General features: G+C 63.6%; 16 protein-coding genes and 1 pseudogene. 9 read left to right on the top strand and 8 right to left on the bottom strand.

Annotation, left to right across the window (positions count from 1 at the left end; translation table 11 throughout):
• The first annotated feature begins 18 nt into the window (after nucleotides 1–18).
• The 3 genes from DT069_RS00085 to DT069_RS00075 all read left to right on the top strand — a co-directional run bounded on the left by DT069_RS00085 (nucleotide 19) and on the right by DT069_RS00075 (nucleotide 2,591).
• Nucleotides 19–1,092 (top strand): methionine ABC transporter ATP-binding protein, encoded by a 1,074-nt coding sequence (locus DT069_RS00085; RefSeq protein ID WP_425449966.1) that lies wholly within the window; start codon nucleotides 19–21, stop codon nucleotides 1,090–1,092.
• Nucleotides 1,073–1,729, top strand: a complete 657-nt coding sequence (locus DT069_RS00080) for a methionine ABC transporter permease (RefSeq protein WP_119458242.1) — start codon at nucleotides 1,073–1,075, stop codon at nucleotides 1,727–1,729. The genes DT069_RS00085 and DT069_RS00080 overlap by 20 nt, the downstream gene beginning before the upstream one ends.
• 67 nt (nucleotides 1,730–1,796) lie before the next feature.
• Complete coding sequence (locus DT069_RS00075) at nucleotides 1,797–2,591, top strand: MetQ/NlpA family ABC transporter substrate-binding protein (RefSeq protein WP_119458241.1); 795 nt, start codon at nucleotides 1,797–1,799, stop codon at nucleotides 2,589–2,591.
• 204 nt (nucleotides 2,592–2,795) lie between these two features.
• Here DT069_RS00075 and DT069_RS00070 read toward each other — a convergent pair whose 3' ends face one another.
• Entirely contained in the window at nucleotides 2,796–3,266 is a 471-nt protein-coding gene (locus DT069_RS00070) for an SRPBCC family protein (RefSeq protein WP_119458240.1), read from the bottom strand.
• Nucleotides 3,256–3,606 carry an ArsR/SmtB family transcription factor gene (locus tag DT069_RS00065; RefSeq protein ID WP_119458239.1) on the bottom strand — a complete coding sequence of 117 codons (351 nt, stop codon included), beginning with the start codon at nucleotides 3,604–3,606 and terminating at the stop codon, nucleotides 3,256–3,258. The genes DT069_RS00070 and DT069_RS00065 overlap by 11 nt, the downstream gene beginning before the upstream one ends.
• A 96-nt stretch (nucleotides 3,607–3,702) precedes the next feature.
• On the opposite strand from DT069_RS00065, the pseudogene DT069_RS00060 reads away from it, so the two are divergent.
• Nucleotides 3,703–4,460 (top strand): annotated as a pseudogene (locus DT069_RS00060) (IS5 family transposase).
• Nucleotides 4,461–4,542: 82 nt separating this feature from the next.
• On the opposite strand, the gene msrA reads toward DT069_RS00060, so the two are convergent.
• From msrA to DT069_RS00040, 4 genes are all read right to left on the bottom strand, one after another.
• Entirely contained in the window at nucleotides 4,543–5,151 is a 609-nt protein-coding gene (msrA, locus tag DT069_RS00055) for a peptide-methionine (S)-S-oxide reductase MsrA (RefSeq protein WP_119458238.1), read from the bottom strand.
• Nucleotides 5,152–5,312: 161 nt separating this feature from the next.
• A complete protein-coding gene (locus DT069_RS00050; protein ID WP_119458237.1) occupies nucleotides 5,313–6,182 on the bottom strand; it encodes a hypothetical protein in 870 nt (289 codons plus the stop codon).
• A 166-nt stretch (nucleotides 6,183–6,348) separates the two neighbouring features.
• Nucleotides 6,349–7,038 carry a glutamine amidotransferase-related protein gene (locus tag DT069_RS00045; RefSeq protein WP_162912886.1) on the bottom strand — a complete coding sequence of 230 codons (690 nt, stop codon included), beginning with the start codon at nucleotides 7,036–7,038 and terminating at the stop codon, nucleotides 6,349–6,351.
• A gap of 115 nt (nucleotides 7,039–7,153) precedes the next feature.
• Nucleotides 7,154–7,861, bottom strand: a complete 708-nt coding sequence (locus DT069_RS00040) for a hypothetical protein (protein ID WP_119458235.1) — start codon at nucleotides 7,859–7,861, stop codon at nucleotides 7,154–7,156.
• A 204-nt stretch (nucleotides 7,862–8,065) separates the two neighbouring features.
• Here DT069_RS00040 and DT069_RS00035 point away from each other — a divergent pair, with 204 nt between their 5' ends.
• Complete coding sequence (locus DT069_RS00035) at nucleotides 8,066–8,590, top strand: PAS domain-containing protein (RefSeq protein WP_119458234.1); 525 nt, start codon at nucleotides 8,066–8,068, stop codon at nucleotides 8,588–8,590.
• Between the two features lie 133 nt (nucleotides 8,591–8,723).
• On the top strand, nucleotides 8,724–9,287 hold the full coding sequence (locus tag DT069_RS00030; RefSeq protein ID WP_119458836.1) for an HD domain-containing protein: 564 nt from the start codon (nucleotides 8,724–8,726) through the stop codon (nucleotides 9,285–9,287).
• 92 nt (nucleotides 9,288–9,379) lie between these two features.
• Here DT069_RS00030 and DT069_RS00025 read toward each other — a convergent pair whose 3' ends face one another.
• Nucleotides 9,380–9,967 (bottom strand): PEP-CTERM sorting domain-containing protein, encoded by a 588-nt coding sequence (locus tag DT069_RS00025; protein ID WP_119458233.1) that lies wholly within the window; start codon nucleotides 9,965–9,967, stop codon nucleotides 9,380–9,382.
• A 377-nt stretch (nucleotides 9,968–10,344) separates the two neighbouring features.
• A complete protein-coding gene (locus tag DT069_RS00020; RefSeq protein WP_119458232.1) occupies nucleotides 10,345–11,352 on the bottom strand; it encodes a GlxA family transcriptional regulator in 1,008 nt (335 codons plus the stop codon).
• 346 nt (nucleotides 11,353–11,698) lie between these two features.
• Between DT069_RS00020 and DT069_RS00015 the strand changes: the two genes are divergently transcribed.
• The 3 genes from DT069_RS00015 to DT069_RS00005 form a co-directional block, all read left to right on the top strand.
• On the top strand, nucleotides 11,699–12,952 hold the full coding sequence (locus tag DT069_RS00015) for a sarcosine oxidase subunit beta family protein (RefSeq protein ID WP_119458231.1): 1,254 nt from the start codon (nucleotides 11,699–11,701) through the stop codon (nucleotides 12,950–12,952).
• Between the two features lie 149 nt (nucleotides 12,953–13,101).
• Nucleotides 13,102–13,383, top strand: a complete 282-nt coding sequence (locus tag DT069_RS00010) for a sarcosine oxidase subunit delta (protein WP_119458230.1) — start codon at nucleotides 13,102–13,104, stop codon at nucleotides 13,381–13,383.
• Between the two features lie 12 nt (nucleotides 13,384–13,395).
• Nucleotides 13,396–14,026: 2Fe-2S iron-sulfur cluster-binding protein (locus DT069_RS00005; RefSeq protein WP_119458229.1), on the top strand; the 631-nt coding region annotated here is incomplete at its 3' end.

Raw genomic sequence — 14,026 nt, 5'->3', positions numbered from 1 at the left:
GTCGCCGCCGACGCGGATCTGCGGCCGACGGACGAGGTCGCACCCGTCCTCGTCCGCTTCGACGGCGTCGGCAAGCGGTTCGACGGGCCGGCGGGTCCGATCGCGGCGCTGGAGGATGTCGGCTTTCAGATCCGGCGCGGCGAGATCTTCGGGATCATCGGCCGCAGCGGTGCCGGCAAGAGTACGCTGATCCGCTGCGTCAACCGTCTGGAGCGCCCCAGCAGCGGCAAGGTCGTGGTCGACGGGCAGGATGTCGGCGCGCTCTCGGACAGGAATCTCGCCGGGCTGCGCCAGCGCATCGGCATGATCTTCCAGCATTTCAATCTGCTGTCCTCAAAGACCGTGTTCGAGAACGTGGCGCTGCCGCTGCGGTTCGCCGGGCGCTCGCGGAAGGATATCGAGGAGACGGTGCGACCTCTACTCGATCTCGTCGGCCTCACCGACAAGCGGGACGTCTATCCCGCCAAGCTGTCGGGCGGCCAGAAGCAGCGCGTCGGCATCGCCCGTGCGCTCGTGCACCGGCCGGATATTCTGCTGTGCGACGAGGCGACCTCGGCGCTCGACCCCGAGACGACGCTGTCGATCCTGCAGTTGCTGAAGGACATCAACCGCCGGCTCGGCCTCACCATCATCCTGATCACGCACGAGATGACGGTGATCCGCGAGATCTGCGATCGCGTCCTCGTACTCGAGGCCGGGCGAGTCGTCGAGGAGGGCGCCGTGTCGGAGGTCTTCGCCCGCCCGCAGGCCGCGGTCACCCAGCGCTTCCTGAAGGCGATCGTTCCCGACCTGCCGCCCTTCATCGCAGAGCGGATCGCGCTGGAGCCCGACCGAGGCTGCGACATGTTGCTGCGCGTCCGGTTCAGCGGCGAGTCCGCCCGCGATCCCGTCATATCTGAGCTGGCGCTCGCCTTCGACCTGACCGTGACTCTCGTCCATGGCGGCATCGACTACATCCAGACCCGGCCCTACGGAAACCTGGTGATCTCAGCACCGTATCGAGGCCAGGAAGCGCTGAGCGGCATTCTCGACTTTCTGCGCGCGCGCGCAGTTCAGACAGAGGTTATTGGTTATGTCCCCCGCTCTCATTGATCTCTTCCTCGACGCTCTGACGGAGACCGTCATCATGGTCGCGGTCTCCGGCGCGATCGCCTTTGTCGCCGGCATTCCGCTCGCCGTGGTGCTGGTCACCACGGCGCCGGGCGGCGTGTTCCAGAACCGGGCTGTCAATCGGCTGCTCGGCGCGGTCATCAACGGGTTCCGGTCCCTGCCTTTCATCATCCTGCTGGTCGCGCTCATCCCCTTCACTCGCCTGATCGTCGGCACCTCGATCGGCACCGCCGCGGCGGTCGTGCCGCTCAGTATATCCGCCATCCCGTTCTTCGCGCGGATGGCGGAGGTGTCGCTGCGAGAGGTCGATCGCGGCCTCGTCGAGGCGGCCCAGGCGATGGGCGCGAACCGCTGGCAGATCATCGGGCAGGTGCTGATCCCGGAGGCGATGCCCGGGATCGTGGCCGGGTTCACCATCACGCTGGTGGCGCTGATCGGAGCTTCGGCCATGGCGGGCGCCGTCGGTGCCGGCGGGCTCGGCGATCTGGCGATCCGCTACGGATATCAGCGCTTCGAGACCGAGGTGATGGCGGCGGTCATCGTAGTACTGATCGCGATCGTCTGCGCCGTGCAGACCGGCGGCGATCTGCTCGCCCGTCGCCTCAACAAGCGGCTTTGAATTCATCGGTTCATCAACCGCGGCCCGGCCGGCGCTGGCCGTATGCCGCTAACAATAGAGGTGTGTCATGAAATCCAAGTGGTCGAGCCTTCTCTTCGCGGCGCTCGCCGTCCTGAGCTTCGGCGCGACGGCGCCGGCGGCGGAGCCGCTGAAGGTCGGCATCATGTCCGGGGACGAGGAGGTGATTTGGGAAGAGGTGCAGAAGGTCGCGGCGGAGAGAGGGCTCGAGCTCGAACTCATCGTGTTCAGCGACTATGTGCTGCCCAACGAGGCGCTGAACGCCGGCGACCTCGACGCCAACGCCTTTCAGCACAAACCCTATCTCGACAGCCAGGTCGAGACGCACGGGTACGAGATCGTCTCCGTCGGCACGACCTTCGTGACGCCGATCGGGCTCTATTCGAGCCGGGTGAAGAGCGTCGACGAGCTCCAGACCGGCGCCGTGATCGGCATTCCCAACGATCCGAGCAATGGCGGCCGCGGGCTGCTGCTGCTCGAGGCGCAGGGGCTCATCACGCTGGCGCCGGGCGTCGGCATCACACCGTCGGTGATCGACATCGTCAAGAACCCGAAGGAGCTGGAGATCCAGGAGCTCGATGCGGCCCAGCTGGCGCGCAGCCTCGCCGACCTCGACGCCGCGGTAATCAACACCAACTACGCGCGCGAGGCGGGCCTCAACCCGCGCACCGACGCCGTCGCGATCGAAAGCACGGAGAACAATCCCTACAACAACCTCATCGCCGTGCGCGCGGAGGACAAGGACAAGCCGTTCGTCCGTGAGCTGGTGGCGGCTTTCCAGTCGCCCGAGATCCGCGATTTCATCGACAACAACTTCGGCGGCGCCTTCCTGCCGGCCTTCTGAGAACGGGTCCGCACCAGCGGCGGGGACCCTTCACCGGGTCCTCGCCCTGTTGCCGGCCGGGGCACAAGAGGATCGCATTCGGCGTTCATGAATCCGGTCCTCATCCTAAGGCCAGGACCCGTTAAATCAGCAGAATGGCTATGATCACTTTGAGCCCAATTGCATTATGCAGCCTGACGTGCTGTACGCGAGCTGGTCGCCGGTTCAACCCATTCGCTCGACAAATGCCGCGAGTTGCTCAATCGTGGTCCCCCAGCCATCGTGGAACCCCATGTCTTCATGCTTTCGGGAGTCTGCAGCATTTTTGTGCAGGACGCGGGCCGAGTATCGGGTACCGCTTCCTTCTGGCGCAAATGTTATGATTGCGGTCAATGCCAGCCAGGGTTCGGTCGGCTGCCAACCCTCCGTCAGGACCGTCGTGAAGACCAGGCGGGCTTCAGGAACGATCTCTAGGAAGCAGCCTTCGACATGTGGTTGAAATTCGCCGCCGCCCTCACGCATTCGCGTCTCAAATCCGCCGCCCGGGCGGAGGTCCAGCTTGATTACCTTGCATTCGATGGGGTCGGGTATCCACCATTTCGCCAAGTGCTCGGGCGTGCTCCATGCTTTCCAGACGACGGCTGGCGGCGCCTTGATGAAACGCGCAATGGTCAGTTCGGATTCTTCAGCCGGCATCTTCAAAGCTCCTAGACATTTGGGTTTCGACATAGTCAGCAAGCCGATCCGTTCTCGCCTGCCAAAGCTCACGTTGCTCGGAGAGCCAGGCCTCGGCGGCCGCCAGCCTCTCGGTATTGATCCGGCAGATGCGGACGCGGCCGACCTTTTCGGAACTGATCAGACCGTCTTTCTCAAGGACCCGGAGGTGTTTCATGAAGGACGGCAGTCCCATATCGAAGGGCTCCGCCAGTTCCTTGACCCGTGCGGGGCCCTTCGTGAGTCGGCTGACGACTGCCCGTCTGGTGGGATCGGCGAGAGCGTGGAAGGCTGAATCAAGAGATGACTGATAGTTCTCCATGTGGAGAACTATTGATGAAAGTTTTCCATTTGGCAAACTAAATCGCTTGCGGAGATGGTCCTAGTTGATTCAATGGCAGCCCGAGGAGGCGTTGCCATGAGTGACGTGATCTGGTTGTCGGAGGCGCAGATGCGCCGGATTGAGCCATATTTCCCATTGTCATACGGGGTGCCGCGGGTCGACGATCGCCGGGTCATCAGCGGGATTGCCTACGTCATCAAAAACGGTTTGCGCTGGCGAGACGCGCCAGTAGCTTACGGCCTGCCGAAGACGATCTAGAATCGCTTCATCCGCTGGAGCCGAATGGGCGTGTCCAACAAGATTTTCGCGGCACTGGCAGCGAAGGGAGGCAGGCCCAATCAGTTGATGATCGACGCCACTCACCTGAAGGCGCACCGCACGGCAGCCAGCCTGCTCAAAAGGGGGCTGTACCCCGATGTATCGGACGCACCAAAGGCGGTCTGAACTCCGAGCTCCACGCCGTCTGCGACGCCAAAGGCCGGCCACTTATCATGCTGCTCAGTGAAGGGCAGATGAGCGACTATAAGGGCGCTGCGCTGATGATCAACGCATTGCCCAGGGCCAAGGCGCTGCTGGGCGACCGAGGCTACGATGCCGACTGGTTCCGCGCTGCTCTGACCGAGCGCGGCATCACCGCCTGCATGCCGTCAAAGGCCAATCGCAAGAGTCCAATCCCCCACGACAAAGCGCTCTACCGCCAGCGTCACAGGATCGAGAACATGTTTGGAAAACTTAAGGACTGGAGACGCATCCACACACGTTACGACCGATGCGCCCATACCTTCATGTCCGCTATCTGCATCGCCGCAACCGTCATCTTCTGGCTGAATTAATGAGTCCTGAGTCTAAGTCAGCTGCGAAGCGGTCGAGTCGAAGGATCGGCCATCAGGTCGCCCCTCCAAGGAGAGTGGGCCGCTAGGAACTCGTCGGCTCGCCCCAGATCTCCTCCAACCGCTGCGCCCGTCCGCAGTTCCATTTGTAGAACTTGTAACGCAGCGGGTTCTGGTCGTGATAATTCTGGTGGTAGTCCTCCGCCGGATAGAACGCATCCGCCGGCACGATCTCGGTGGCGACCGGCCGGTCGAAGCGGTCGGCGAGTTCTTGCCTAGAGGCTTCGGCAAGCCGCTTCTGCTCGTCCGTCGCGACGAAGATGGCGCTGCGATAGGAGCTGCCCCGGTCGCAGAACTGGCCGCCCGCGTCGAACGGATCGACGTTGTGCCAGAAGACATTAAGCAGCTCGGCATAGCCGACCTCGGCCGGATCGTAGCGCACCTGCACTGCCTCGGCGTGCCCCGTGCCGCCGGCCGAGACCTGCTGATAGGTTGGGTCTTCAACCGTGCCGCCCGTATAGCCGGAGGTCGTTTCCACCACGCCTTCGACCTTGTCGAACGCCTCTTCCACGCACCAGAAACACCCGCCGGCGAAGACGGCGGTCCCGAGTTCATCCTCCGCACCCTGGGCCAGCGCTGCGGAGCTGCCGATCAGCGCGGCAAAAGCGAGCGACAGGATCCATCGCTGTTTCATGAGAAGCCTCCTGTTTCGCTCTTGATGTTGGGAGGCGTCGGTCCGCCCGCAACGGCGCTCGCGGAACCGTGAAGCGGACGTGATGGGATGCTCGACCGCAAGCAAAATGCCCGGGACGAGCCCGGGCATTTATGAGTTGTCGGTCCGCTGTGCGTGCGACTTTAGCCGTCGATCGCCGTCAGCTTGACCTTGATGTTCTGCATGTTGCCGGCCTTGATGTTGAGCGGCGCTTCGCCGGAAAGGTCACCGGACCGGGCCTGGATGATGTAGTTGCCTTCGCGAAGCATGAGCTTCGGCGCCGCATCGACCGCCTTCGCGACCACCGTATGCTTGCCGTCCCGGTCGGGCGTGGCACGGACGATCTGCCAGGTCACGTCGTCGTCCAGCGCACCCTCGTCGGAAACCGCCGACAGGCCGACATTGCCGGCATAGAGGTTCAGCGTGTAGTTGAACTGATGACCGGCGGCAACCGAAAGAACGGTGTCGGCGAAGGTCCCGTTATAGCGCGCGCGGACCGTGTAGTAGCCCGCCGGCAGGAGAAACTGCTGCGACGGCGCGACCGCGGTCGCGATCTTGCGGGTTTCGTCGACCCCTTGCCCCTTCGCATAGCGATAGACCTCCCAGGTGATGTTGCCCGTCACCGTCGGCGCACCGGCATGCGGGATCATGCTGAGACTCATGAACCCGGCATCGAGATTGAGCACATGGGTCGCGTCGGCCGAGCCGACGGTGATCTTATCGTACGCCTTGGCCTCGCCGCGTCTCGCGGAGATGACGTAGCGCCCCGGCGCGAGCGACAGCTTCGGCGCAACCGCGGTCTTGGTGATGATCACCTCGCCCGGCACCCCGCTCCTGTCGGAAAGCCGCGTCACGATCCAGTCCAGAGGATCGCTCATCGGCTTCGCCCCCTCGGCGACGACCGCCTGGAGCTGAATGGTGGATTCGGCGGGCGCGGCGGCTGCCTTGTCGGCATAGGCGGCGCCAGAGAGAATAGCGGCCGAAAACAGGGTAAGACCCAATCGAAAACGCATGGCAGCCCCCTTCCTGTGAGCTTGGTTGTCCTCTTAACTTAACGGAACCGCCTTTAACAAGCGGTAAAGATCGGGCGCGAATTCGCGATATTGGCGCGTTAAATCAGTACGTTACCGTAACAACCGGGAGCTGGCGCCACTTCGCCGCTGCTCGAGAGCATGCGGGCTATGACCGTAGCCAATAGTCGAGGAAGCGATCGAACCAGGCATGCAGCGGGCGATCGAACCGCTCTAGATAGGCAAGCTGCATTTCGCGCGGCTGCGCGCCCGGCCGCGTGAGATGGTTCGGCGAGGACTCGAGCCAACGCCGGACTACCGCCGGGGTGACCTCGGGATGAAACTGGAAGCCGTAGGCCGAGCGTCCGTGGCGGAACGCCTGGTTGGGAAAGGTCTTGCCCGCTGCCAGAAGCTCGGCCCCCTCGGGCAGCTCGAACCCCTCCTGATGCCAGTGATAGACATGCAGCGGGTCGGGAATGAGGTCCCGCCCGGCGGGTGCGGGCGTGATCGGGAAATAGCCGATCTCGTTCAGCCCCTGCAGGTGGGGAGCCACCCGGGCACCGAGTGCGCGGGCGAGGAGCTGGCCACCAAGGCAGATGCCGAGATAGCGCCCACCGGCGGCGACATAGTCATGGATCCAATCGATCTCCTGTGTCAGGAACGGCGTGGCTGGCGCGTCGTTCGCACTCTGCACGCCGCCGAACACGATCACCCCCGCGTAGCGTCCGGGGTTGGCCGGCAGGCCCTCCCCATCGGCTGGACAGCGCCACTCCACCTCATAGCCTTTGGAGTTCAGCAGGGGCTGCACGCGGCCCTCGCGATTTGCGCTATGGACGATCAGCAGAATGGTTCCCGCCATGCTCCGATCCATATGATCGCCCTATGAACGCCAAGCCAGCGAGCGTGAACGATAAGGCACTCCGGTAAAGAACTGCCGAACGCCCTCCCGTCGCCGTCGCCAAGCCCAGGTCGCATCAGGCCGTATGTCGGCGGCGGCTGGCGAGAAAGGCCCGCATGTGGAATTCCGCTTGATCCGGCGCATGCCGGTAAGCCTGCCCGATCGGACAGGCGCGGCGCGCCCGGCAGCCTTCGCCCATGCAGTCCGCCCCGGCCGGCCGGGCGATATGGCCGCGGCAGGCCGCGGTATCGTAGCCGGTCCCCGTGCCGACCGTCATGCCTGTCATGGTGAAGGCGCCGACCGGACAAGTTCCAAGGCAAGGACGGTCGGCACAGCTCTCGCAGGGGCTCGGACGCCGGTCCGGCGGCGGCAGGGCAAGCCGCTCCGCGAACGACAGCGCGCCGCGATAAGCATGCCATAGGCCGTAATCGGGATGGATCAGCATCCCCAGGGGCGACGACGCCACGGGCTCGGCCCGCATCGCCCAGCGCTGGAACGGCAGATAGGGTGGCCCATCGAACGGAAATAGCGGCATCGCTCCATGCGCCCGGGCGATGTCGGCCAGAATCCGTCTCGTCCAGCGATCAAGGGGATGCGGTCCGGTAATGCGGGCCTCAGTGAAGGCCCGCCACATCGCCGGGCCGGCATTGCCGACCAGAATAACGGTTCCCGCCGGCCGGCCGTCGCCGAGCGGCGGAACGCCGTCCCCGGCATCCGGATGAAAGCCGCCTCGAAGCATCAGCCCATGGGCCGCGACGGCTTCGGCGAGAATCGGCGCCTCCATGTTAACGAAGCCCTCCGCGACGCGCTGTCCTGCACCGATAGAAAAGGTTAACTCGACCGCTAAACACAAAATGTAGTCGTGATCTTTAAGTAAAATCAAATATTTTGATTCCCCTGGACAGTTCGATGTACTGGTAGCCTCTTTCCGCGATTAACCGTCGCCAGGATCTGGGCCGGGGTTTCGTTTGTCGGGAGCCCCGCAGACATGGCGCGAAGGAGCGTGGATCACGTGCAGCGCAGCTGGACCAAACTCCAGATCGAACTCGACTCATCTCGACCATCCTCGCCTCGCCTGCAGGCCCTCTACGACCTTTGGCGCAGCAAGCAACGGGACGGAGCGGTTCCGAGTCGGCTCGACATCGATCCCCTCCTTGAATGTGACTCGCGGCTTGTCCCCCATCTGTTCCTCCTCGACGTCCTGGAAGACCCGACGGATTTTCGCTTTCGCCTCGTCGGCACGGGGGTCGTCGCGATGGAAGGGCGTGACAATACCGGAAAGCGGTTGGGCGAATGCGGCTATGGCCGCTATGAGGGACTGTTCCGCGCGATCTATGAAAAGATCGTCGCCGAGCAGGCGCCGCTCGGCTTCACCGGCAGCATGCTCTGGCAGAAGGAGCGTCTCGAGTTGGAGGGCTTGCATCTGCCGCTGACGCGGAGCGGCGACAAGGTCGAGGTGATCCTCGGCACGATGCTCTTCTCGCCTATCGCGAACGGCGTATTTCTGCTGTGAGCCGATCGGCCCCCTGCCCGCCTGCGGCCCGCCTGCAGATTACGTGAGGGCGCGCGGGGTGCGGCGCTTGCCGGATTCGCCGGACGGTGTCTATGATGCGCCGCTCGCGACCCATCCGGACCGGAGGCCGATCATGGAAGAGACCGTCAGCTTCACCCGCATGGATGAAGGAACCTACGAGGATTACCAGCTCCTCGACCGGAAATATCGAGGCCATACCGAGGCTCTGCCGGATGAGGTGTTCGTCATGCTGAAGCGGCTCGGCGGCGACCGGATAGGTTACAAGATCGACCGCTACCAGCACTCGTTGCAGACCGCCACCCGCGCGCTGCGCGACGGCGCCGACGAGGAGACGGTCGTGGTCGCGCTGCTCCACGACGTCGGCGACATCCTGGCGCCGGAGAACCATGCCGACATCGCCGCCGGCATCCTGAAGCCCTACATCTCGGTCGACAATCACTGGCTGGTGAAGAACCACGCGATCTTCCAGGGCTATTTTTTCTGGCACCATCTCGGCGCCGACCGCAACGCACGGGAGCAGTTCCGCGGCCACCCGATGTTCGAGCGGACCGCCGCGTTCTGCGAGAAGTGGGACCAGACCTCGTTCGACCCCAACTACGATACCCTGCCGCTCGAGGCGTTCGAGCCGATGGTGCGGCGGATCTTCGCGCGGCCACCGTTCGAATACGCGAAATAGGGCCTTCGGCACGCTCGCACTGTCCCGCCAATCACGCAAAAAACAAGGGCGGCGCTGCGGCCGCCCCCGCTTCTTTTCTGATCAGGTCTTCGCTACGCAACTCGGCGACGGTGCAGTGCACCGATCGCCAAGAGCCCCGCACCAAGCAGCGCCAGGATACCCGGCTCCGAAACCTCGGTCGTCGGCTCATCTTCCGAGAAACCGAACCAGCTGATATGCGAGAGGCCCTTGTTGTCGAGATCGCTCGTGTCCCAAGCGATAGTTCCCGAGCTGATCGGCTCGATAATCTCGTACAAAGCGAAGCCGGAGCCTGCCTTCACGGTGAAATACTGAACGAACCAGGTCAGATCGCCATCCGTGAACCCGTCGAATGTCCAGGTTCCTCCAATCGCTTCTTCGTCTTCCTTTAAAAGGGTGACGTCGATCGAGAAGAGATCGGAATTGAGATCACCGCCATCATCAGGCGTCGTGCTCGAGCAGAGATCGTTGTCGCAATCCTGCTTGCCCAGATAATTGGTTGCCGGCTTGCCGAGGCCGGAAAGCGCGATATTGACGCTTGCAAGATCGTCATTGTCGCCGAAGTTGCCGAGGTGATTGATGGTCACGGCATTCGCTTCGGCGAGTGGCCCAGCGGCAAACGCCAGGAAGACCGCCGCGGCTAGAATTCCTTTGAGTTTCATAGTTCCTCGCCTGTCGCTAGAGATTTGGACCGAACGTCCCGTTAACTAGCCCCCGCAAGCAATAAGCAAATCGCGTGCCAGAAATATAGTTCATTCTATTTCAATGTTTTAGAACATACCCGCCCACCAAATGTAAAATTCATAAGAAATTAACCATAATAATCGTCGCGAGCGAGCATCTTCTCACCTCCGTTTTCCATGTAGATGTAAAATATTTTTACGCGCTCCGGCCGAGCCGTCGCTCTACACAGCGTTGCGAGCCGCCGCACAAGGTGTGACGTCGGTTTTCGGATCCGGCCAAGACCGCGCGCGGAAGAACGAGGCTTCCGGCGGGGATCGGATCCCCTGCTAGGACTGTCGAATCAAGGGGGTGGAGACTACGCGCTTAGGGACTGCATCTCGGCGGCCGTCGGCGATTGCGACGGGATGTTGCGTTCCCGGCGCGGCGTCTTGCCGAAGAAGTCGCGGTAGCATTTCGAGAAGTGCGACGCCGAGACGAAGCCGCAGGCCAGCGCCACGTCGATTACCGACATGTTGGTCTGCAGCAGAAGCAGCCGCGCCCGGTTGAGACGCAGCTCGACATAATAGCGCGCCGGCGAGCGGTTGAGATATTTCCGGAACAGGCGCTCGAGCTGGCGGCTCGACAGGCCGGCGGATGCGGCCAGCTCGCCCCGGGTCAGCGGCTCCTCGAGATTCTGCTCCATCAGCTTGATCACGGCTATTAGCTTCGGGTGGCGCACACCGAGGCGGGCCGGCAGGGCCATGCGCTGCTGGTCATGACGGTCGCGGATCCGCTCATGCATGAACTGGTCTGAGACGGCGGCGGCCAGCTCGTGGCCGTGCTGCAGCGTGATCAGGTTCAGCATCATGTCGAGCGCCGCCGTGCCGCCGGCACAGGTGAAGCGGTTGCGGTCGATCTCGAACAGTTCGGAGGTCACGTCCAGCTCGGGAAAATCCTCCATCAGTCCGGCGAGGTTTTCCCAGTGGACCGTGCAGCGATAGCCGTCGAGCAGCCCGGCGCGGGCCAGGATGTGGCTGGCGGTGCAGAGCGCGCCCAGATCGGCGCCTTGCCGGTCCATGCGGCGCAGCCAAGCGAGCAGCGGCTTGGTGCCCTGGAGATGGCCCTGCACACCGCTGCACAGGATGAGCGTGCCGAAGCCGGCCGTCTTCTCCATCGCCCCCTCCGGATGGAGGACGATGCCGTTGCTCGCCGTGACCGGCCCACCGTCGGGCGAGAACAGGTGCCAGCCATAGAGCGGCTGCCCGCTCGCCCGATTGGCGATCCGCAGCGGTTCGACCGCCGAGGTGAAGGCAATCATCGAGAAGTTGGGAACAAGAAGGAACGCAATCTTTTGCGGAAGCTCCGCCGCCTTAGTGCCGAACATGGCTTGACGACCTGCATGGTGTCCCGTTGTCATGCCACCTTAAAGCATGTCGCGAGCTGACAAAAGGGCGACGTTGATATAGCAGCGGATTCGACGCAAATCCGTTAGACCCCGCGCCATCCCGAAAAGGGTTCGGCTCCCCCGGAATGAGACGGAGAAGACCGAACGGGCAAGCGATCGGACAAGCCCTCGCCCCGGGCCACCACCCAGGGCCGACCTCGCCTTCGCATGAAGGAATTCGGGCCGAAGAGGCGCGGCCGGACCTTGGCCGAATCTTGAATCCGGCCCGTCGGGCTGTCAGGATGCGCCTGATTCCCGCCTGCCTCGCAAGAGAAGAATCCGAGCGATGAAAGCCCGCTATTCCATCTTCAGCCTTGCCCGCAACGCCCTGAACTATCATCAGGATTGGCGGCAGGCCTGGCGCAGCCCCGAGCCCAAGAGCGAGTATGACGTCGTCATTGTCGGCGGCGGCGGGCATGGCCTCGCGACCGCCTATTACCTCGCCAAAGAGCACGGCATCACCAATGTCGCGGTGGTCGAGAAGGGTTGGCTCGGCGGCGGCAACACCGGCCGCAACACCACCATCGTTCGCTCCAATTATCTGTGGGACGAAAGCGCGGCGATCTACGAGCATTCGCTGAAGCTGTGGGAGGGGTTGAGCCAGGAGCTGAATTTCAACGTGATGTTCAGCCAGCGCGGGATCATGAACCTCGCGCATAATCAGCATGAACTGCGCGAGCTGCATCGCCGGATCAATGCGATCCGCCTCAACGGCATCGATTCCGAGATCCTCAATGTCGAGCAGATCAAGGCCTTCTGCCCGATCCTGAACTGCTCGCCGACGGCCCGGCATCCGGTGCTCGGCGCCTCGCTGCAGCGGCGCGGCGGCACCGCCCGGCATGATGCGGTCGCCTGGGGCTATGCCCGGGGCGCCGATTCGCGCGGTGTCGACATTATCCAGAACTGCGAGGTCACCGGTTTCCGCATCTCCAACGGCCGGGTGCAGGGCATCGAGACGACCAAGGGCTATATCGGCGCCAAGAAGGTCGCCTGCGTCACCGCCGGCCATTCCGGCGTGATGGCCGGCCTCGCCGGCTTCCGCCTGCCGATCGAGAGTCATCCCCTGCAGGCGCTGGTCTCGGAACCGGTGAAGCCGGTGCTCGACACGGTGGTGATGTCGCCCGCCGTCCATGTCTATGTCAGCCAGTCGGACAAGGGGGAACTAGTGCTCGGCGCCGGCATCGACGCCTACAACTCCTATGCCCAGACCGGCAGCCCGCTCGTCGTCGAGCATCAGCTCAACGCGCTGGTCGAGCTGTTCCCGATCTTCAGCCGGCTGCGCGTGCTGCGCCAGTGGGCGGGCATCGTCGACACCTGCCCCGACGCCAGCCCGATCATCGGCAAGATGCCGGTCGAAGGCCTCTACTTCAATTGCGGCTGGGGCACCGGCGGCTTCAAGGCGACGCCCGGCTCCGGCTGGGTGATGGCCTACACGGTCGCGCAGGACCGGCCGCATCCGCTGAACGCGCCCTTCGGCCTGGAGCGCTTCACCTCGGGCTATCTGATCGACGAACATGGCGCCGCTGGCGTTGCCCATTGATATTTTACTTCAAGAAAATGCGACAAGACCGCAGATGTGCAGAAAAGTTACACCTCTGATCATTGAAATGAGGCCGGTTCCGGTGATCTCGTCCGAATGCCATGCCGTGCCTCTGCACCTCTGTGGTTAAAAAACCGGGATAACGCGATATGTTCTTGATTTCCTGTCCATTCTGCGGACCGCGTGAGGAGAGCGAATTCTCCTATGGCCATGAGGGGCACATCGCCCGGCCGGCCGACCCGGACTCGCTCAGCGACGCCGAGTGGGCGGACTATCTGTTCATGCGAAAGAACCCGAAGGGCTGGCATTATGAGCGCTGGAACCATGCGCGCGGCTGCCGCCGCTGGTTCAACGTCGCCCGCCACACCGTCACCCACGAGATTCGCGCCGTCTATAAGATGGGCGATCCGCCGCCGGCAATCGAACCGTAGCGGGCTCCGACGATGACCGCGCAATCCCATCGGCTGCCGGAAGGTGGCCGCATCGACCGGTCGAAGCCGCTGCGCTTCGTGTTCAACGGCCGCGCCTATTACGGCTATCAGGGCGACACGCTGGCCTCGGCCTTGCTTGCCAACGGCATCGCACTGGTCGGTCGCAGCTTCAAATACCACCGGCCGCGCGGCATCCTGACCGCCGGCGCGGAGGAGCCGAACGCGCTGGTGCAGCTCGGCGTCGGCGCCCGCACCGAGCCCAATTTGCGCGCCACCCAGGTCGAGCTGTTCGAAGGTCTGACCGCAAGCAGCGTGAATTGCTGGCCTTCGGTCGAGTTCGACCTCGGCGGCGTCAACCATGCGCTGTCGCGCCTGTTCCCCGCCGGCTTCTACTACAAGACCTTCATGTGGCCAGCGAACTTCTGGCAGAAGGTCTATGAGCCGGTCATCCGGCGCGCCGCCGGCCTGGGCCGCGCGCCGCGGGAGACCGATCCCGACTACTACGACAAGACCCATGCGCATTGCGACGTGCTGGTGGTGGGCGGCGGGCCGGCCGGTCTGGCGGCGGCGCTCGCCGCGGGCCGCGCCGGCGCCCGGGTGATCCTCGCCGACGAGCAAGCGGAGCTCGGCGGGTCGCTGCTCG

Origin of the sequence: Virgifigura deserti (assembly GCA_003576685.1) — a bacterium.
Classification (GTDB): domain Bacteria; phylum Pseudomonadota; class Alphaproteobacteria; order Dongiales; family Dongiaceae; genus Virgifigura; species Virgifigura deserti.
The sequence above is the reverse complement of the archived record's forward strand: the minus strand, read 5'-3'. Positions and strand labels throughout refer to the sequence as shown.